The organism is Dickeya sp. ws52 (assembly GCF_007210685.1).
Lineage (GTDB): Bacteria > Pseudomonadota > Gammaproteobacteria > Enterobacterales > Enterobacteriaceae > Dickeya > Dickeya chrysanthemi.
Genome location: NZ_SZVX01000006.1, coordinates 169,929 through 190,900, shown reverse-complemented (window position 1 = coordinate 190,900; position 20,972 = coordinate 169,929). Strand labels below are relative to the sequence as shown.

Genomic DNA, 20,972 nt, shown 5'->3' with positions numbered 1-20,972 from the left:
CCGACCCCACGCTCTAGCCAGAAAAACACGTTAGAATAACCCGGCTAATAATGTGATAATTCGTTTCCCGTCATAGGGTTTGACCGAGGGTGTTCATATCATGCGAGCCGTACTTAATATCCTGAATTTCGTGCTGGGTGGTTTTTTCACCACGCTCGCCTGGCTGCTGGCCACGGCGGTCAGCATCGTGTTGGTCTTTACCCTGCCGCTGACACGCTCATGCTGGGAAATCACCAAACTCTCACTGTTCCCCTATGGTAATGAAGCCATCCATGTCGACGAACTGCAGCCTGAGCAAAAAAATACGCTGCTTAATGCCGGCGGTACTCTACTCAATGTATTCTGGCTGGTCTTTTTCGGCTGGTGGCTGTGCCTGTCGCACATTGCCAGTGGTATCGCGCAATGTCTGACGATTATCGGCATCCCGGTGGGCATCGCCAATTTCAAAATCGCCGCCATCGCACTCTGGCCGGTGGGACGCCGCGTCGTGTCGGTGGAAGAGGCGCGCGCCGCAAGAGAAGCCAACGCCCGTCGGCGTTATCAGTAACCAAAGCGGGTCATCATCGTGCAATTGAACGTCACAACCAATCTGCGGCAGGTCATCTATAACAGTAGCTGGCTGTATAATCTGCGGATTCTCATCGCACTCAGTGGTGTGGCGCTCGTCCCTTGGTGGCTGGGAGTATCGACCAGCACCATTCCTTTAACGCTGGGGGTCGTCGCCGCCGCGCTGACAGACCTTGATGACCGGTTGTCCGGCCGTCTGTTTAATTTGATCATTACCCTTGCCTGTTTCCTGGTCGCCTCGGTGTCAATCGAGCTGCTTTATCCGTATCCCTGGTTATTCGCCATTGGGCTGGCCGGTTCAACCTGGAGCTTTATTCTGCTGGGCTCGCTGGGACAACGCTATGCCACCATCGCGTTTGGCGCACTGCTGATTGCCATCTACACCATGCTGGGTATATCGCTTTACAACGACTGGTATCAGCAACCGTTTCTGCTGTTGTTGGGGGCATTGTGGTACAACTTGCTGACCCTACTCGGCCACGTGCTGTTTCCTATTCGACCGCTTCAGGACAACCTGGCTCGTTGCTACCAGCAGTTGGCTCATTATCTGGAAACCAAATCCAATCTGTTTGACCCTGATCTTGATGATAACGACCAATCGTTGATTGACGTGGCGATGGCCAACGGCCGGTTGGTTGATACGCTCAATCAGGCTAAGGCGTCGCTACTGACTCGGTTGCGCGGCGACCGCGGCCAGCGCGGAACCCGACGCACGTTACACTATTATTTTGTCGCGCAGGATATTCACGAACGCGCCAGCTCGGCACACATCCAATACGAACAACTGCGACAGATGTTGCGCTACAGCGATGTGCCGTTTCGGTTTCAGCGTTTGCTATTTATGTTATCGCGCGCCTGCCAGCAAGTATCACAGTCCATTTTGCTGCAACAAAAATATCAGCATGATTACCGTATTGAGCGAGCCTTCTTTCATCTTGATGCGGCTATCGGCAGGTTAGCCGCTCAAGGGATAGAAACTTTGTACATCAAGGCATTACGCCATTTACTCAATAATTTACGAGCAATTGACGCCCAATTCATCAATATCCAGTCCGAGCAGACGCTGGAACGCCACAATCACCGTCTTACGGCGGAAAGCCGGCTTTCAGACGATAAAATTACCGGCTGGAGCGATATCAGGTTACGTATCAGCCGTCACCTGACGCCGCAATCCTCACTATTTCGACATGCGGTTCGTATGTCGCTGGTACTGTGCATCGGCTACGCGATTATTCAATTAACCGGGTTACAACACGGCTACTGGATCCTGTTGACCAGCCTGTTTGTCTGTCAGCCCAACTACAACGCCACCCGCCGACGTTTAGCCCTACGTATTATCGGAACGCTGGGCGGCGTACTCATCGGCGTTCCTTTACTGTATATCGTGCCCTCTCTGGAAGGACAACTGGCGCTGATTGTTATCAGCGGCGTCTTGTTTTTTGCCTTCCGCACCGTGCAATACGCCCAAGCCACGCTGTTTATCACGCTGCTGGTATTGATGTGTTTTAATTTATTGGGCGAAGGGCTGGAGGTTGCCATTCCCAGGGTAGTCGACACGTTGGCGGGCTGTGGTATTGCCTGGGCAGCGGTCAGTTTTATCTGGCCGGACTGGAAATTCCGCGGTCTTCCCGCCGTGATAAATAAAGCGATGAATGCGAATTGCCGCTATCTCGATGCCATCATGCTCCAATATCATCAAGGCAAAGATAACGGATTGCCTTATCGCATCGCTCGTCGCGATGCCCACAATAGCGATGCGGAGCTGGCTTCAGTGGTGTCCAATATGTCGGCAGAACCCCACGCCCGCCTTGGTATGCGGGAAAACGTCTTCCGGCTAATGTGCCTCAACCACACCTTGCTGGGATATATCTCGACGTTGGGGGCTCACCGCGAACACATTCAGTCGTCTGAAACCCTGCAATTACTCAATGATGCCGTTTGTTATGTCGATGACGCACTTCATCAAGATAACAGCGACCAAACGGTACTGGACCGCGAACTGGAAGCGCTGAAAAACCGTATTCATACTCAGTCACCGGAACAAGACAGCACAGGGCAATTACTGCTGCAGCAGGTGAACCTGATCATCGGCCTGCTGCCGGAACTGACGCAACTGAAAAATCAGATGATCGCCGAAGAAAATCACACACAGGAACCGATGCATCGGAATCGACAACAGACCTCTGCGCACTAATTGATTCTGGGAGGTCTGATAGCACGCAGACTGGTATTCTCGAACCATTCAATCAGTTCGCTGCGCACGACTTGCGGTAACGCCGCCTGATGGACGCCACAGATTGCGCCCGCCAGCGCCAGCAACACATTAACGCTTAGATTCTGGCTGACAGACCGCAGTTTGAGGTAGCTGGTTTTAGCGCCAAGACGATGTAATTCATCAATATTTCTAATCCCGACCTTCCAGAGTAAACGCTCCAGGTCATGGTTGATATTCGGCAGGTCTTTTAATCTGATGCAACGCATTCTGGCGGCTTTGTCCTGACGAGCCCCCTCGAGGGCACACGACGCCAATTCCAACAGTACGGATTCGTCCTGCCAGAGCGTCTCCCCCACCAGATAATAATTAAGCGGCACCGGCAAACCGCGCTTGGTATAGATAAGTTTGGGTGTTTGCCTGTCGAGAAAAAACGCCTCATTATCAGGCGCGGCACGCAGATAAAGCTCACCATTGGAGACTAACGCGAAAATCACCCCATCCACTGCAATGCTGTAGCCGCCAAATTGTGAGCGAGAAAGAATACTTCCCAGCGGGGAAAATACTGTTTTCGCCTGTAAAATCCTTTTTTCACACAGCTTTTTCATTACTCATTCCTTGTATTGAATATTTTTCCCTGTTTACCAAATACATCTGTAACGGGAACAATTAATTAAACACAGCAAAACACCCTCTTCAAATACAAAAAATGTTATGAAGGCAACGACATAACGATTATGCGAAGCGCTTTCAGAAATTCCGGTTGATCTTTGCTCACACAAAAGATACTGTACGCACATACAGTAATACTGTGAGGTAAAGAAATCATGCGTACTCAAACCATCCGTTCTCGTCATGTTTGTCACACGTCACACCTGAGTAATAACGCGATGCCTCAAGCCGCCTCCAGCGGTTTCATCAGTGAAATCGTCTATGGCGATGATCATCCGGTATTAACGCCGTTACTGCTTCCTTTATTGCAACAGTTGGGTACGCAATCACGCTGGTTACTCTGGCTGTCGCCACAGCAAAAACTCAGCCGTTTATGGCTGCAACAGGCAGGGTTGCCACTGGAAAAAATGATCGAATTGCACCGTATCAATCCAGTAGCTACGGTTGATGCCATGGAGAAAGCATTAATGACCGGTAATTACAGCGTCGTATTGTGTTGGTTACCGGATGAACTGAATCATGAACAAAAAATGCGGTTACAAAGGGCGGCACAGAATGGAAATACCTATGGATTTATTATGCGTCCAGAGGAAAAAACAATCACAAGACCTTTTTCCACACTAAAAATTCACTCAAGATTGTATCACTAAATGAATATTAGGACTTTTCTTACAAGGCGGTAAGAAGTTCGCTTTAGCCCCCGTAAATAGGGTGTCTAGCGTGTTATTGCGGAGTATTAATATTAAAAGACATCCGGGTAATCTGACAAAATCGTCCATGATTTGTTAGTAATTATGTATGAACGACTGATTTTTTTATGGCGTCGGTCACATCATACTTGTAACTTTCTCCCCACGTTGTAGACTTTAGCACGCTGGAGTTGCCCTTATCATAATGCCAGTTCACTGGCAGCACGTAATTAGACCAAGGGCAATGTCTCCAAGAAAGGATTTTAACCAAAGGCTGATTAGCTTACAGAGTTAATTGCCGATTTGGATGATAATGAGGCGTAAAATGAAAAAAACAGCTATCGCGATTGCAGTGGCACTGGCTGGCTTTGCTACCGTAGCACAAGCCGCACCGAACGATAACACCTGGTACGCAGGCGGTAAACTGGGTTGGTCCCAGTATCACGATTCTGGCCTGAACGGTAATGGTTACAACGTGACCAATGCTGCACAGAACCAGTTGGGTGCCGGTGCATTCGGCGGTTATCAGGCTAACCCGTACCTGGGTTTTGAAATGGGCTATGACTGGCTGGGCCGTATGAAGTATAACGGCGGCAACCAGGGTAGTTTCAAAGCTCAGGGCATCCAGCTGGCAGCGAAACTGAGCTACCCGATTGTTGACGATGTGGACGTCTACACTCGTCTGGGTGGTTTCGTATGGCGTGCAGACAGCCATGACAACTCCGGCCTGAACGATCACGACACCGGTGTTTCTCCGCTGGCTGCAGTCGGTGTTGAATACGCTATCACCAAAAACTGGGCAACCCGCCTGGATTACCAATGGGTGAACAACATTGGCGACGCTTCCACCGTTGGCGGCCGTCCTGATAATGGCCTGCTGAGCGTAGGCGTTTCCTACCGTTTCGGTCAGGAAACCGTTGCTCCGGCTCCGGTAGTCGTTGCCGCTGCTCCGGCCCCGACTCCGGCTCCAGCTCCGGTTGTTCAGACCAAACGCTTCACCCTGAAGTCTGACGTACTGTTCAACTTCAACAAAGCCACTCTGAAACCGGAAGGTCAGCGTTCTCTGGACCAGCTGTACTCTCAGCTGAGCTCCCTGGATCCGAAAGATGGTTCTGTAGTCGTTCTGGGCTTCACCGACCGTCTGGGTTCCGACCAGTACAACCAGACCCTGTCTACCAAACGTGCTCAGACTGTTGTCGATTACCTGGTTCACAAAGGTATCCCGTCTAACAAAATCTCTGCTCGTGGTATGGGCAAAGCCAACCCGGTTAGCGGTTCTACCTGTGCTAACGTGAAAGCACGTGCTGCGCTGATCGACTGCCTGGCACCGGATCGTCGCGTAGAGATCGAAGTGAAAGGCATCAAAGACGTAGTGACTCAGCCTCAGGCTTAATTGCCGCTGAGCACGCGTTAAGGGTAAACACGGCCCCTATAGATAGTTTTCTATCGTTGTAAGTGGCTGCTGTTTCCCTGACAAAAAAGCAGTCTCTGTTTATGCAGAGGCTGCTTTTTTATTCCTGACGCTTACTGTTGCTCATAAGCGCACGACATCAATTGGATTATCCTACTCTGGAATAAACACATGTACTTCATAGAATAAAACAATGATGGCAGCGCTAAAATGCCTCATCGTTTATATTCAGGTAGTATCAAAACCACTCGCCATCACCACACCGGATGACAACCAGAACCGGACCACGATCAGGGCAGTATTAGCAGCTCGTTCGTTATCCCCCAAATAATTTGAGTTGCAGGACAACATGCATGGCGTGTTAAACAACGCAACGCGTTGCCCATTGATGATGAGCCGAGTAAGCAAGCCAACGTGCCGGACAGCCGCTTGCCATATCAACGTAGTGGCAGCACTCAACACTCAGGCGCTGACGACAGTTAGCCGTTCAATCTCATGAGGCATCAACGCCAGACGCGTCGCGCCAGCCAGCTCTACGACCTGTTCAATCGACGTTGCGCTGACTATCGGCGATGTGACGCCCGGTCTGGCTATGAGCCATGCCAACGCAACCTGGCTGGGTGTAGTATGGTGAGCTTCCGCCACCTGATCTAACGCATTCAAAATCGCCAGCCCGCGCGGATTAAGATAACGTTCCACCACTCCCTGACCACGTGCGCTTTTCGCCGCATCGGCGGCCGAACGATATTTGCCGGACAAAAAGCCGCTTGCCAGCGAATAGTACCCGATCACCCCTAGCCCATTGGCTTTCACCACCGGTTCCAGCGTGGTTTCATAGTGCTGTCGATCATACAGGTTATATTCCGGTTGCAGCGTTTCATAGCGAGCCAAATGGTTATCCTTGCTGACGCAACGCCTGCGCCAGACGTTCGCCTGCATAATTGGATGCCCCGATAGCACGCACTTTGCCTTCGCGAATCAACGCATCAAAAGCCGACAGCGTTTCTTCCAGCGGAGTCGAGCGGTCATCATCATGGGATTGATACAAGTCGATATAATCGGTCTGCAAACGACGCAATGAATCCTCTACCGCCCGACGGATATAACCAGCCGACAACCCCTGCCGATCGCCGCCCATCGTCTTACCCACTTTAGTGGCGATAATCACCCGATCACGGTTTCCACGCTGTTTGAGCCAGTTGCCGATGATACTTTCCGACTCACCGCCTTTATTGCCCGGCACCCAGGTTGAATAGACATCGGCGGTATCAATAAAATTGAGTCCTTGCTCAAGCAAGGCATCCAATACGCGAAACGAGTTCGGCTCATCAATGGTCCAGCCGAACACGTTGCCGCCAAACGTCAGCAACGGCACCCGAATTCCTGAATGCCCTAATTCACGTAATACGTCAGATGCAGGCATGATTCTCTCCTTGTGGTTAGGTTTTCCCTACTCTGCCGGAGTGACGGACGAGGAACTTCCATCACAGCATTTTCCAGTCAGCCGTGCTGAAATGCCCGACTCTCTCTCAGACAGAAGCGAATGCTATGAGACCCACGCTTTAGTTTAGGTTATTTTCCGCGATATAATTCTGCTTTTGCGTCTTACGTCTCATTTTAAGCGCAATCGTTACATAAAATGACGTCCAAAAATCGGCCCCTATCATAATTTGGAGCAAACATGTCCAACATTCTGCAATTTATCCTGGCCCTGATTGTTGTCGCCGGCCTGTCACTGCTGGTGTGCCGCGATCGCAAAAGCATTCGCGTCAGGTATATTGTTCAACTTTTAGTCATTGAAATCCTGCTCGCTTATTTCTTTCTTTACTCCAGTGCAGGTCTCGGTTTCGTAACAGGGTTTGCCGGTCTGTTTGACAAGCTGCTCGGTTTCGCCGGTGAAGGTACAACCTTCGTCTTTGGCAATATTGGCAACAATAGCTTTGTGTTCTTCCTGAAAGTACTGTGCCCGATTGTATTCATCTCCGCGCTGATCGGGATTTTGCAGCACATCAAAGTGCTGCCGTTCATTATCCGGCTGATCGGTACCATCCTGTCCAAAGTCAACGGCATGGGTAAGTTGGAGTCGTTTAACGCCGTCAGTTCGCTGATTCTGGGCCAGTCTGAAAACTTCATTGCGTATAAAGACATTCTCGGACAGATGTCTGAAAAACGCATGTACACCATGGCGGCCACCGCGATGTCGACCGTCTCCATGTCGATCGTCGGCGCTTACATGTCAATGCTGGACGCCAAATACGTCGTAGCGGCACTGGTGCTCAACATGTTCAGTACCTTTATCGTGCTGTCGCTCATCAACCCGTACGACACCAATGAAGAGAAAGAGCTGCACCTGAGCAATCTGCATGAAGGTCAAAGCTTTTTTGAAATGCTGGGCGAGTACATCCTGGCCGGTTTCAAAGTTGCGGTTATCGTTGCTGCGATGTTGATCGGTTTCATCGCATTGATCGCCGCTATCAACGCGCTGTTCAGCGCTGTATTCGGGCTGAGCTTCCAGGAAATCCTGGGTTACGTGTTCTATCCGTTTGCCTGGATAATGGGGATCCCCAAAGCCGAAGCGCTGCAAGTGGGCAGTATTATGGCCACCAAACTGGTGTCCAACGAATTCGTCGCCATGATGGAATTGCAGAAAGTGGCCGGTCAGTTGTCCCCGCGCAGCGTGGGTATTCTGTCGGTGTTCCTGGTGTCTTTCGCCAACTTCTCCTCGATCGGTATCGTCGCCGGGGCCATCAAGGGGCTGAACGAAGCACAGGGCAACACCGTTTCCCGTTTTGGTCTGAAGCTGGTTTATGGTTCAACGCTGGTCAGCTTGCTGTCCGCCGCCGTTGCCGGTCTGGTGCTGTAACCCGATTGTCGCGGCAATGACACCTCGCTAACACACTCAGCAGAGTTCCCGGCGTTCATACGCCGGGGATTCTTTTTCTACAAACCCTGACATATCTTCCATATTTCCTCCATTTTTGTCCTCCCTTCGCTGTTTAAACTAGTATCATAATATTCAGTGTTTCATGGGCTTATCTTGGCCTGTGCTGATTGGAGGTTCCTTCCATAATTATGAACGCCGCACGCTTATTTCGTTTTCTGATCCTCGTTGTTGTTATTGCCGCGGCGTTGTTCGCCTGGCGTTATTTTCGCCCATCACAATCAGAATCCGCCAACGAGGCGACGACCTCACAGCAAGCCTCACGTCAGGGACAAAACCGCAACGGCAGTGGCCGCCGCGGTTCTACCGCTCCGCCGCCGGTTCAGGCTGCGTTTTCCTCTTCATCCAACGTGCCTTACTATCTGTCTGGTTTGGGTACGGTGACGGCGGCCAATACTGTTACGGTACACAGCCGGGTGGCGGGGCAATTGATGGCGATCCATTTTCAGGAAGGGCAGCAGGTCAAAGAAGGCGAACTGCTGGCGGAAATCGATCCGCGGCCATTTCAGGTCGCGTTGACACAGGCTCAGGGGCAATTAGCCAAAGATCAGGCTTTGTTGATCAATGCCCGGCAGGATCTGGCTCGTTACCAGCAACTGTCTAAAACCAGCTTGGTTTCCGGCCAGCAACTGGATACCCAGGAATCGTTGGTCCGCCAGTACGAAGCGACGGTGAAATCGGATCAGGGGTCGGTCGCCAGCGCGCAACTGCAACTCGATTACAGCCGTATCACTGCACCGTTTAGCGGCCGCGTCGGCCTGCGTCAGATTGATATCGGCAACTATGTCACCAGCACCGAAAACCTGCTGGTATTAACTCAAACCCACCCGATAGACGCCGTTTTCACCGTACCGGAAAGCGATATCCCCACCGTGCTGAAAGCACAAAAATCCGGCCAGCCGGTACTGGTGGAAGCCTGGGATCGCGCCAGTCAGCGTCTCCTCTCGCAGGGACGGTTGCTGAGCATGGATAACCAGATCGACGCCACCACCGGCACCATCAAGCTAAAAGCCCGTTTCGACAACACTGATGACGCGCTGTTCCCCAATCAGTTCGTCAATATCAAGATGAAAGTGGACACGCTGCAAAATGTGGTGGTAGCGCCATCCTCCGCTATCCAAATGGGCAACGAAGGGCGCTTCGTCTGGGTATTGAACGATAAGGATCAAGTCAGTAAACACCTCGTCACCACCGGTATTCAGTATGGCCAGCAAACCGTAGTGGCCAACGGGCTGAACGCGGGCGAGCGAGTCGTCACCGACGGGATCGACCGCTTGACCGAAGGCGCGCATGTAGAAGTGCTGGCGCCAGCGGCGGCTGACGCCAAATCCACTGCCGGCACAGAAAAGCCTCAGCGTGAAAAATCTCAGCCTAAAGCGGAGAAATCCTGATGCAGGGGACAACGCCGTCAGAGGACACCACGCTGCATAACAGTGGCGGACCGTCGCGCTTGTTTATTCTCCGGCCGATTGCCACCACGTTGTTGATGATCGCCATTCTGCTGGCCGGGATTGTGGGCTATCGTGCGTTGCCGGTTTCCGCGCTGCCGGAAGTGGACTATCCGACCATTCAGGTCGTTACGTTGTACCCCGGCGCCAGCCCGGACGTGATGACCTCGGCGGTCACCGCACCGTTGGAACACCAATTCGGCAGCATGTCCGGCCTCAAGCAGATGTCGAGCCAAAGTTCCGGCGGTTCATCGGTGATCACATTGCAGTTCCAACTGTCGCTGTCGCTGGATGTCGCCGAACAGGATGTACAGGCGGCGATTAACGCCGCCACCAATCTGCTGCCTACCGATCTGCCGTTCCCGCCGACCTACAGCAAGGTCAACCCGGCGGATCCGCCGATCATGACGCTGGCGGTCACCTCCACCGCCCTGCCGCTGACACAGGTGCAGGACATGATTGAAACGCGCATCGCGCAGAAAATCGCTCAAGTGGAAGGTGTCGGGCTGGTTACCCTGGCCGGCGGGCAACGGCCATCGGTACGCGTCAAGCTCAATCCGGGCGCACTGGCCGCCTATGGGCTGAGCAGCGAAACAGTGCGCACCGCCATCACCGCGGCCAACGTCAACACCCCCAAAGGCAGTTTTGACGGCCCGGCGCGCTCAGTAACGCTATCCGCCAACGACCAGATGCGTTCGCTTGATGACTATCGCCAGTTGATCATTACCTGGAAAAACAACGCCCCGGTACGGCTACAGGACGTCGCCACGGTAGAACAGGCGGCGGAAAATACCCATCTGGCGGCATGGGCTAATCAGAATCAGGCTATCGTCCTCAATATTCAGCGTCAGCCGGGAGCCAACGTGATTGCGACCGCCGACCATATCCGCAACCTGTTGCCATCGCTGAAAGCCAGCTTACCCAAGTCGGTGGATGTTGCTCTGCTCACCGACCGTACCACCACTATTCGCGCATCGGTGGATGATGTGCAGTTTGAGCTGATCCTCGCCATCGCATTGGTGGTGATGGTGATTTACCTGTTCCTGCGCAACGCGGTAGCCACGCTGATCCCCAGTATCGCGGTGCCGCTATCGCTGGTGGGGACGTTCGCCGCCATGTATTTTCTCGGTTTTTCGATCAACAACCTGACGTTAATGGCGTTAACCATCGCCACCGGTTTTGTCGTCGATGATGCCATCGTGGTGATTGAAAACATCGCCCGTTACATTGAAAAAGGCGAAAAGCCGCTACAGGCGGCGCTGAAAGGTGCGGGAGAAATCGGCTTTACCATTATTTCACTCACCTTTTCACTGATTGCAGTGCTGATCCCGCTGCTGTTTATGGGCGATATCATCGGGCGCCTGTTCCGCGAATTCGCCGTAACATTGGCGGTATCTATCCTGATCTCCGCGGTAGTGTCGCTGACGCTGACGCCAATGATGTGCGCCCGCTTGCTCAGCCACCATTCGCTGAGCCAGCAAAACCGGTTTACTCGTGCCAGCGAGCGCTTCTTTGATGCGGTAATCGCCTGGTATGGTCGCGGCCTGACCCGGGTGCTTAATCACCCGTGGATTACCCTCGGCGTCGCATTGAGTACGTTGGTACTCACCGTCTTGCTGTATATCGTGATCCCCAAAGGTTTTTTCCCGATACAAGACAACGGCATCATTCAGGGCACCGTGCAAGCGTCGCAAACCATCTCTTTCTCCGGCATGGTGGACAAACAGCAGCAGGTCACGTCGCTTATCATGCAGGACCCGGCGGTGGAAAGCGTCTCGTCGTTTATCGGCGTTGACGGCACCAACCCATCGCTCAACAGCGGCAGGTTGCAGATTAACCTGAAGCCGCTGGATGAACGCAGCGACCGTATTCAGGGCGTGATCGAACGGCTGCAACAGCGCACATCCGCCCTGCCCGGCATTCAGCTTTATCTGCAACCGGTGCAGGACTTGACCATCGATACGCAAGTCAGCCGCACTCAGTATCAGTTCACCCTGCAAACCATGTCGCTGGATGAGCTCAGCACCTGGGTGCCGAAATTGACCGCCGAGCTACAGAAATTGCCGCAGTTGCAGGATGTCAGCAGCGACTGGCAGGACAGCGGCGCGGTAGCCTACCTCAAGGTCAACCGCGACAACGCCAGCCGTCTCGGCATCACCATGTCGCAGGTGGACAGCGCGCTGTACAACGCCTTCGGTCAGCGGTTGATTTCCACCATTTACACCCAGTCCAACCAGTACCGGGTAGTGTTGGAACAGCACCACGACAGCAGCAACGGGCTGGCGGCGCTGAGTGATATCCGGCTTATCAACAGCAGCGGCGGCGTAGTGCCGCTCAGCAGCATCGCCACGGTGGAAGAGCGCCAGGGGCCGCTGTCGATAAACCACATCGACCAGTTCCCCTCGACGACCATTTCGTTCAACGTCGCCCCCGGCTACGCATTGGGCGATGCGGTAAAAGCCATTCAGCAGACACAGCAACAGATGCAGTTGCCGAGCGACATCATTACCCGCTTCCAGGGCAGCACGCTGGCGTTCCAGTCGGCGCTGACCAGCACCATCTGGCTGGTGGTGGCCGCCGTCGTGGCGATGTACATCGTACTGGGCGTGCTGTATGAGAGTTTTATCCACCCGGTCACTATCTTGTCCACCCTGCCGACCGCCGGCGTCGGCGCGTTGCTGGCGCTGATGATCGCGGGTAGCGATCTGAACATCATCGCCATCATCGGTATTATTTTGCTGATCGGTATCGTGAAGAAAAACGCCATCATGATGATCGATTTTGCACTGGCGGCCGAACGCGAACAGGGAATGGCGCCGTATCAGGCTATTTATCAGGCTTGTTTGCTGCGTTTTCGCCCGATACTGATGACCACCATGGCGGCGCTGCTCAGCGCCGTACCGCTGATGTTCAGTACCGGCGTCGGCGCGGAGCTGCGACGTCCGCTCGGCATCTGTATGGTGGGCGGGTTGGTGATGAGCCAGGTGTTGACGCTGTTCACCACGCCGGTAATTTACCTGTTGTTTGACCGTCTGGCGCATCGTCTGCGTCGCCGTCGGCCGCAGGAAGGGGAAGCACAGTGAAGTTCTTCGCACTGTTTATCCATCGTCCGGTCGCCACCACGTTGCTGGCGCTGGCGATAGCGCTATGCGGGTTGCTCGGCTATCAGTTGCTGCCGGTATCGCCGCTGCCGCAGGTGGATTACCCGGTGATTTCGGTCAGCGCCACCTTGCCCGGCGCGTCGCCGGAAACCATGGCGTCGTCGGTGGCGACACCGCTGGAACGTTCGCTGGGCCGCATCGCCGGCATTAACGAAATGACGTCGATGAGCTCACTGGGCAGCACCCGCATCATCCTGCAGTTTGCATTGGATCGTGACATCAACGGCGCGGCCCGTGACGTGCAGGCGGCCATCAACGCCGCCCAGAGCCTGTTGCCAAGCAGTATGCCGACCCGTCCCTATTACCGTAAGGTGAACCCATCCGATGCGCCGATCATGATAATCACGCTGACGTCGGACACTTACGGCCCCGGCCAATTGTACGACTATGCCTCGACCCAGATTGCGCAACGCGTCTCGCAAATCGACGGCGTCGGCGACGTCACCATCGGCGGCAGTTCGTTACCGGCGGTCCGGGTGGCGCTCAACCCGCAGGCGCTGTTTAATCAGGGCGTATCGCTGGACGCCGTGCGCCAGTCGATCGCCCAGTCCAACGTGCGCCAGCCGCTCGGTAGCGTAGACAGCGGCAGCACGCACTACCAAATCCAGACCAATGATGAGCTGAAAACCGCAGACGCCTATCGCTCGCTGATCATCCACTACAACAATGGCGCGCCGGTGCGTCTGAGTGATGTGGCGACGGTGAAGGACTCGGTGCAAAACGTGCTCAACGCTGGGATGACCAACGCCAAACCCGCCGTACTGGTGCTGATCCGCCGGGCGCCGGACGCCAACATCATCTCCACCGTGGACGCGATCCGCGCCGCTATGCCGGAATTACAGGCGATGTTGCCCGCCTCGATCACGTTGAATGTCGCGCAAGACCGCTCGCCGACGATTCGCGCCTCGCTGCACGACGTGGAACGGTCGCTGACCATCGCGGTATCGCTGGTGATTCTGGTGGTGTTTTTATTCCTGCGATCCGCACGCGCCACGCTGATCCCGGCTATCGCCGTACCGGTGTCGTTGATTGGCACCTTCTCCGCCATGTACCTGTGCGGTTTCAGTTTGAACAATCTGTCGCTGATGGCGTTGACCGTCGCCACCGGTTTTGTGGTGGATGACACCATCGTGGTGCTGGAGAATATTTCCCGCCATATCGAAGCCGGTATGAAGCCGTTGCAAGCCTCGCTACAGGGGGTGCGGGAAGTCGGGTTCACCGTGGTATCGATGAGCCTGTCGCTGATCGCCGTGTTCATTCCATTGCTGTTCATGGATGGCCTGCCCGGCCGCTTGTTCCGCGAATTTTCGATTACGTTATCGGTCGCCATTCTGATCTCATTGTTGGTATCCATCACGCTGACGCCGATGATGTGCGCCCGCCTGCTGCGCCCTCATACGCCCCGCAGCCAGCCGCGTACCCGCGGTTTCAACCGGCTGTTGCTTGGGCTGCAACAAGGCTACGGACGCAGCCTGCGTTGGATGTTGAACCACTCGCGCTGGGTAATGATGGTGCTGCTGGGAACGATCGGCCTGAGCGTCTGGCTGTATATCAGCATTCCCAAAACCTTCTTCCCGGAACAGGACACCGGCCGGCTGATGGGCTTTATCCAGGCCGACCAGAGCATCTCCTTCCAGGCGATGAAGCGCAAATTGCAAGACTTCATGACCATCGTGCGCGCCGACCCGGCGGTGGATAATGTCACCGGGTTTACCGGTGGAATGCGCACCAACAGCGGCTCAATGTTTATTAGCCTGAAACCGCTTGCCCAGCGCGACGTTAACGCCCAGCAGGTGATTACCCGGCTGCGCGCCAAACTGGCGAAGGAGCCGGGCGCCAATCTGTACCTGATGGCGGTGCAGGATGTGCGTATCGGTGGGCGCGAAGCTAACGGCGGTTACCAGTTCTCACTGTTGTCGGATGATTTGGCGGTGTTACGGAGCTGGGAACCCAAAATTCGCGATGCGCTGAGCAAATTGCCGCAACTGGCGGACGTCAGTTCCGACCAGCAGGACAAGGGCGCCGAATTGATGATGGTCTACGATCGTGATGCCATGGCACGGCTTGGCATCAATGTGTCCAGCGTCAACGCGTTGCTGAACAATGCTTTCGGCCAGCGGCAGATTTCCACCATTTACCAGCCGATGAACCAGTATAAAGTGGTGATGGAGGTGGATTCGGCTTACACCCAGGACCCCAGCTCGCTGGATAAAATGTTTGTTATCAACAACGACGGCAAGCCGATCCCGTTGTCATTCTTTGCTCACTGGCAACCGGCCAACGCGCCGCTGGCGGTTAACCATCAGGGGTTGTCGGCCGCGGCGACCCTCTCGTTCAACCTGCCGGAAGGCGTCAGCCTGTCGGATGCCACCAACGCCATCGAACGCACCATGACCGCAGTGGGCGTGCCGCCTACGGTTCGCGGGCAATTTGCCGGCACCGCGCTGGCGTTCCAACAATCGCAGCATTCGCAGGTGGTGCTGATTATCGCGGCGATCCTGACGGTCTACATCGTGCTGGGAATATTGTATGAAAATGTCGCCCACCCGCTGACCATTCTCTCTACCCTGCCCTCTGCCGGCGTCGGCGCACTGCTGGCGCTGGAGCTGTTCAACAAACCGTTCAGCCTGATTGCGCTGATCGGTATTTTGTTGCTGATAGGCATTGTGAAGAAAAACGCCATCATGATGGTGGATTTTGCGCTGGTGGCGCAACGGGAAGGAAAACTGTCGGCGCAGGAGGCGATTTTCCGCGCCTGCATGTTGCGTTTCCGCCCGATCATGATGACCACCATGGCCGCGCTGTTCGGCGCGTTGCCGCTGGTGCTGAGCAACGGCGACGGCTCGGAACTGCGTCAGCCGCTGGGTATCACCATTGTCGGCGGGCTGGTGATGAGCCAGTTGCTGACGCTGTACACCACGCCGGTGGTGTACCTGTTCTTTGACCGTCTGCATTGGCGCCGTCGTGATCGTACCGATACGGCCGGGCATACCGAACCGTTGGCCTGATGCCGCTTCAGCCGTCATTGTCGTACCTGTAATCATTCGCCGGGGTTCGCCCCGGCGCCTGTCAGGGACAGGATATTCCCGGGAGTGATACCGCATGACCCATCAGCCTGCATCCGTTCGCTGGCAATTGTGGATTGTGGCCTTCGGCTTTTTTATGCAAGCGCTGGACACCACGATCGTTAACACCGCCCTGCCCTCTATGGCCGCCAGCCTGAATGAAAGCCCGCTGCGTATGCATATTGTGATCGTCGCTTATGTGCTGACCGTCGCCATGTTGTTGCCGGCCAGCGGCTGGCTGGCCGATAGGCTGGGTGTGCGCAATATTTTCTTTTCCGCCATCATGTTGTTCAGCCTCGGTTCACTGCTGTGCGCCCGCTCCACCACCCTCAATGAACTGCTGTTTTCCCGGGTGATTCAGGGCGTCGGCGGTGCGATGATGGTGCCGATAGGTCGGCTGACGGTGATGAAGCTGGTGCCGCGAGCTCAGTACATGGCTGCAATGACCTTCGTTACGCTGCCGGGGCAGATAGGCCCGCTGATGGGGCCGACGCTCGGCGGTTTTCTGGTGCAATACGCCAGTTGGCACTGGATCTTCCTGATCAATCTTCCGGTCGGGTTGATAGGCGCGCTCGCCACCTGGCGGTTAATGCCCAACTTCACCATGCCGCCGCGCCGTTTCGACCTGCGGGGTTTTATCTGCCTGGTGATCGCGATGGGCACGCTGACGCTGGCGCTGGACGGGCAGAAAAGCCTTGGGTTTTCCGCGCCGGCGCTGATCGCGCTGGTGCTGACCGGCATGTTGGCGCTGCTGGGTTACTGGTGGAATGCCAGGAACAACGAGGCATCGCTGTTTAACCTGCGCCTGTTCCGCACCCGCAGCTTTACCATCGGGTTGTTAGGCGGCTGGCTGGCGCGCATCGGCAGCGGTATGCTGCCGTTCATGACGCCGGTATTTCTGCAAATCGGGCTGGGGTACACCCCGTTTCATGCCGGTATGATGATGATCCCGCTGGTGCTGGGCAACATGGGGATGAAGCGGCTGGTGGTGCTGACCGTCAACCGGTTCGGCTACCGTATCGTGTTGATCGCCTCAACGCTGACGCTGGCGCTGGCTACCTTGCTGTTTGCGCTGGTCGCGCTGATGAACTGGCACTGGATGACGCCGTTAGTGTTACTGTTGGTGGGGATGGTCAACGGTATCCGTTTTTCGACCATGAATACCCTGACGCTCAAAGATTTGCCCGATTCCCTGGCCAGTGGCGGCAACAGCCTGATGTCGATGTCGATGCAGCTCTCGACCAGTATGGGCGTGACCATCGCCGGCTTGCTGCTGGGCATTTTCGCCAATCAGCATCTGGTGAGCGGCGCGCCGGAAACCCACCGCGTGTTCCTTTACACCTATCTGTGCATGGTGGCGGTGATGGCGCTCCCGGCGCTGATTTTCAACCGGGTGCCGCCCGATACCGCTCAGCAGGCGACGCTGACACGTTCCTCATGAGGTGAATGATGAGATTCGGCATTACCGCCAGACTGTTTCTGGCGATATTTTCCACCTGCATGTTGGTGTTGGTCATCATGCATTTCGGCGTCCGGCTCAGTTTCGAAAAAGGCTTTATCGATTACATTCGCCGCGGCAACGAACAGCGGGTGGTGCAGATCCGCGGCTGGCTGGAGGATCAGTACCAACAGTACGGCAACTGGGATTTTCTGCACAACAACGAGCGCGGCATCTTCCCGATGCTGCGAACGATGGAGCAGAACAACGATGAAGCTATGCAGGGTTGGCGTACCCGGTTTTGGGTCACGGACGAGAACCGCCGCCGCCTGATAGGCCCGCCGATCTCGATGCCTGCCGGCAGCACCTGGCAGCCGCTGATGATGCAGAACCGGGTCGTGGGTTGGCTGGTGGCGGCACCGGTCGAAGGGCTGACGCGTAGCGCCGACATCAGTTTCGATCGCCAGCAGCAGCGTACCAGTTGGCTGATTGTCGCCTTTACCACCCTGCTGGCGGCCGTAGTCACCTGGCTGATGTCGCGTGGTTTGCTGGCGCCGGTCAAACGGCTGGTCAACGGTATCCACCAACTGGCGGGCGGCGATTTCAGTACCCGCGTCACCGCCGGCAGGCGAGACGAGTTGGATCGGCTGGCGCAGGATTTCAACCAGTTAGCCTCGGCGCTGGAGAAAAATGAACAATCGCGCCGCGCGTTCATGGCTGATATTTCCCATGAGTTGCGCACACCGTTGGCAGTGTTGCGCGGCGAACTGGAAGCACTGCAGGATGGCGTACGGCGGCCCGATACCGCAGCATTTTCTTCACTGCAGGCGGAAGTCGCGTTGTTAACTAAACTGGTGGACGACCTGCACCAACTGTCGTTGTCTGATTTAAGTGCGTTGGCTTACCGCAAAGCGGCCGTTAATGCCACCGCACTACTGCAACTGTCGGTAGCGGCATTCAAAGAGCGTTTTCATCACAAAAGCATCCGGCTGACCACCCGCTTTCATCCCGAAGCCATCGTGTTTGGCGATCCGGACCGTCTGAACCAGTTATTCAACAACCTGATGGAAAATAGCCTACGCTATACCGATGATGGCGGACGACTGGAAATAGAAACCGAGTTACGCCCGCAACGATTGGTGATTCACTGGCGCGACAGTGCGCCCGGCATCAGCGACGAACAGCTGGCGCTGATTTTCGAGCGCTTCTATCGCGCGGAAAGTTCGCGCAACCGAGCCAGCGGCGGCTCCGGGCTAGGGTTATCCATTTGCGCCAATATCGTTGAGGCGCACGATGGACGCTTGTATGCTGAGCATTCCACGCTTGGCGGTGTGCAAATCACCGTCGAACTTCCGTTGCACTTATCCTGATACAGGAATCGACATGACAGCATCGTCTCCTGCAGCGGCCGGTGATGAAAACCCGCCGGTGCTGATCGTTGAAGATGAGCCCAAACTGGCCCAATTGCTGGTGGATTATCTGCAGGCATCGGGTTACCGCACCCACTGGCTGACGCAGGGTGAAGAGGTCGAACCCTGGGTGCGTGAACACTCTTGCCAGCTAATCCTGCTGGACCTGATGCTGCCGGGCCGTGACGGCCTGACGCTCTGTCGCGCCATTCGCGGCTTTTCCAACGTGCCGATCATCATGGTGACCGCCCGCTCCGACGAAATCGACCGGCTGCTGGGGCTGGAAATCGGCGCCGACGATTACATTTGCAAACCCTACAGCCCGCGTGAAGTGGTCGCGCGAGTGAAGACCCTGCTGCGCCGCTGCCGCTGGCAACACGAACCGCTGCCGAATGACGCCTTACCCGCGTTGCTGATCGACCAGAATCGCTATCAGGCCAGTTATCTCGGCCGCCACCTGGAACTGACGCCCGCTGAATTCAGGCTGCTGAAAACCCTCTCTGCCGAACCGGGGCGTGTCTTTTCACGCGAACAACTGCTCGATCATCTGTATGACGACTACCGGGTGGTGACCGACCGCACCATCGACAGCCACATCAAAAACCTGCGCCGCAAGCTGGAAATGTTCGACCGGGAAACCTCGTTCATCCGTACGGTCTATGGTATCGGCTACCGTTGGGAAGCCGCCGCCAGCCAGGAAATATAGACGACTCGCCGCGTACTGCGGCACGTCGTCAAAGAAACTGTCCGACTCGGTTAAAAATTTGCGATTTTCTCTCCGCTACCGGCTGCTAGCATAATCACTCAACATAATAATGATGATGAGGGTAAGCATGTCGGGATTAGTCAATGGCAAATGGGTCGAGGGCGATGTAGCGGCCGAGGAAATCAAAAGCGGCGCCTTTCACCGTCAGGAAACGCTGTTTCGTGCAACAGCGCTCATACCGGAAGCAGGACGCTATCAGTTATTCGTCTCATACCTTTGCCCGTGGGCATCCCGCACGATTATCTACCGCAACCTGAAAGAACTGCAAAATGTGATAGCCCTGTCGGTCGCGGAACCCCGCATCGGCGAACAGGGTTGGGAGTTCAGGACTCCGCAGGATGCCGGCGACACCATCGCGCCGGTACGCTACCTGCACCAACTCTATACCGCCAGCGACGCGCACTACACCGGCAAAGTTTCAGTACCGGTGCTGTGGGACCGCAAAGAAGGCCGTATCGTCAATAATGAATCGGCGGAGATCATTCGCCTGATCAACCACACGTTCAATGACCTGACCGGCAACCGGCTGGACTTTTACCCGCCGGAGCTGCAACCGGAGATCGACCGCTGGAACAGCCTGATTTACGACAACATCAACAACGGCGTGTACAAAACCGGTTTCGCCAAAACACAAGCGCATTATGACCAGGCGGTAACGAACCTGTTTGCAGCGCTGGATTCGGTGGAAGCGCATCTGGCGCATCATCGCTATCTGGCAGGCGACACGCTGACCGAAGCCGACTGGCGCCTGTTCGTGACGTTGGTGCGCTTTGATGCGGCTTATCACGGCGCGTTCAAATGCAACATCCGTCGGCTGGAAGATTACCCGCACCTTTCCGGCTACCTGCGCGAGCTGTACCAGTGGCCGGGGGTCAAAGACACGGTCAGGTTGGATGATATCAAAGCCGGGTATTACAGTATCCGCTGGCTCAACCCCACGGGTATCGTGCCGAAGGGGCCGTACACGGATTTTGAGCGCCCGCACTTGCGCTATCAGGTAGGCTCATCAGCCGGTATCCGCACGGCATAATCGCCCTTGACGGCCGGCGCACCGCCGGCCGCAACAGACCCGGTTTCCAATAGTCGCACTTTCTGTAAGCCGACTACTGATTTTTCCTGCCGTTGGCGTTAGAATCTGCCGCCTTTACTGTTCCCAACCGGGAACAGCCTGACCTGTGATCAGACTCGAGAAA

13 protein-coding genes and 1 pseudogene are annotated in these 20,972 nt (G+C 55.4%); 12 read left to right on the top strand and 2 right to left on the bottom strand.

The window, feature by feature from the left end; translation table 11 throughout:
* Nucleotides 1-100 precede the first annotated feature (100 nt).
* On the top strand, nucleotides 101-547 hold the full coding sequence (locus FDP13_RS07950; RefSeq protein WP_012768957.1) for a YccF domain-containing protein: 447 nt from the start codon (nucleotides 101-103) through the stop codon (nucleotides 545-547).
* An 18-nt stretch (nucleotides 548-565) separates the two neighbouring features.
* Nucleotides 566-2,761: a YccS family putative transporter gene (gene yccS / locus FDP13_RS07945; RefSeq protein WP_143839161.1), complete on the top strand. Its 2,196-nt coding sequence runs from the start codon at nucleotides 566-568 to the stop codon at nucleotides 2,759-2,761.
* On the opposite strand, the gene FDP13_RS07940 is transcribed toward yccS, so the two are convergent.
* Nucleotides 2,758-3,387, bottom strand: a complete 630-nt coding sequence (locus FDP13_RS07940) for a TfoX/Sxy family DNA transformation protein (protein WP_143839160.1) — start codon at nucleotides 3,385-3,387, stop codon at nucleotides 2,758-2,760. The genes yccS and FDP13_RS07940 overlap by 4 nt on opposite strands.
* A 219-nt stretch (nucleotides 3,388-3,606) precedes the next feature.
* Here FDP13_RS07940 and sulA point away from each other — a divergent pair, with 219 nt between their 5' ends.
* Together sulA and ompA are read left to right on the top strand one after the other, a co-directional pair.
* Entirely contained in the window at nucleotides 3,607-4,101 is a 495-nt protein-coding gene (gene sulA / locus FDP13_RS07935; protein WP_033576116.1) for an SOS-induced cell division inhibitor SulA, read from the top strand.
* Between the two features lie 364 nt (nucleotides 4,102-4,465).
* Complete coding sequence (ompA, locus tag FDP13_RS07930; RefSeq protein WP_012768953.1) at nucleotides 4,466-5,533, top strand: porin OmpA; 1,068 nt, start codon at nucleotides 4,466-4,468, stop codon at nucleotides 5,531-5,533.
* A gap of 480 nt (nucleotides 5,534-6,013) precedes the next feature.
* On the opposite strand, the pseudogene FDP13_RS07925 reads toward ompA, so the two are convergent.
* Nucleotides 6,014-6,974: pseudogene (locus FDP13_RS07925) on the bottom strand (aldo/keto reductase).
* 258 nt (nucleotides 6,975-7,232) lie between these two features.
* Here FDP13_RS07925 and FDP13_RS07920 point away from each other — a divergent pair.
* From FDP13_RS07920 to FDP13_RS07885, 8 genes are all read left to right on the top strand, one after another.
* Nucleotides 7,233-8,414 (top strand): NupC/NupG family nucleoside CNT transporter, encoded by a 1,182-nt coding sequence (locus FDP13_RS07920; protein ID WP_012768951.1) that lies wholly within the window; start codon nucleotides 7,233-7,235, stop codon nucleotides 8,412-8,414.
* Between the two features lie 209 nt (nucleotides 8,415-8,623).
* Nucleotides 8,624-9,883 (top strand): MdtA/MuxA family multidrug efflux RND transporter periplasmic adaptor subunit, encoded by a 1,260-nt coding sequence (locus FDP13_RS07915; RefSeq protein WP_143839159.1) that lies wholly within the window; start codon nucleotides 8,624-8,626, stop codon nucleotides 9,881-9,883.
* Nucleotides 9,883-13,023: an MdtB/MuxB family multidrug efflux RND transporter permease subunit gene (locus FDP13_RS07910; RefSeq protein WP_033576113.1), complete on the top strand. Its 3,141-nt coding sequence runs from the start codon at nucleotides 9,883-9,885 to the stop codon at nucleotides 13,021-13,023. The genes FDP13_RS07915 and FDP13_RS07910 overlap by 1 nt, the downstream gene beginning before the upstream one ends.
* On the top strand, nucleotides 13,020-16,109 hold the full coding sequence (gene mdtC / locus FDP13_RS07905; protein ID WP_143839158.1) for a multidrug efflux RND transporter permease subunit MdtC: 3,090 nt from the start codon (nucleotides 13,020-13,022) through the stop codon (nucleotides 16,107-16,109). Before FDP13_RS07910 ends, mdtC begins: the two co-directional genes overlap by 4 nt.
* 94 nt (nucleotides 16,110-16,203) lie before the next feature.
* Complete coding sequence (gene mdtD, locus FDP13_RS07900) at nucleotides 16,204-17,607, top strand: multidrug transporter subunit MdtD (RefSeq protein WP_143839157.1); 1,404 nt, start codon at nucleotides 16,204-16,206, stop codon at nucleotides 17,605-17,607.
* A gap of 8 nt (nucleotides 17,608-17,615) precedes the next feature.
* Nucleotides 17,616-18,974: a two-component system sensor histidine kinase BaeS gene (gene baeS / locus FDP13_RS07895; protein WP_012768946.1), complete on the top strand. Its 1,359-nt coding sequence runs from the start codon at nucleotides 17,616-17,618 to the stop codon at nucleotides 18,972-18,974.
* A 13-nt stretch (nucleotides 18,975-18,987) separates the two neighbouring features.
* On the top strand, nucleotides 18,988-19,719 hold the full coding sequence (gene baeR, locus FDP13_RS07890) for a two-component system response regulator BaeR (RefSeq protein ID WP_027711357.1): 732 nt from the start codon (nucleotides 18,988-18,990) through the stop codon (nucleotides 19,717-19,719).
* Between the two features lie 127 nt (nucleotides 19,720-19,846).
* Nucleotides 19,847-20,809, top strand: coding sequence for a glutathione S-transferase family protein (locus FDP13_RS07885; RefSeq protein ID WP_143839156.1), 963 nt, complete (start codon nucleotides 19,847-19,849; stop codon nucleotides 20,807-20,809).
* The last annotated feature ends 163 nt before the right edge of the window (nucleotides 20,810-20,972 follow it).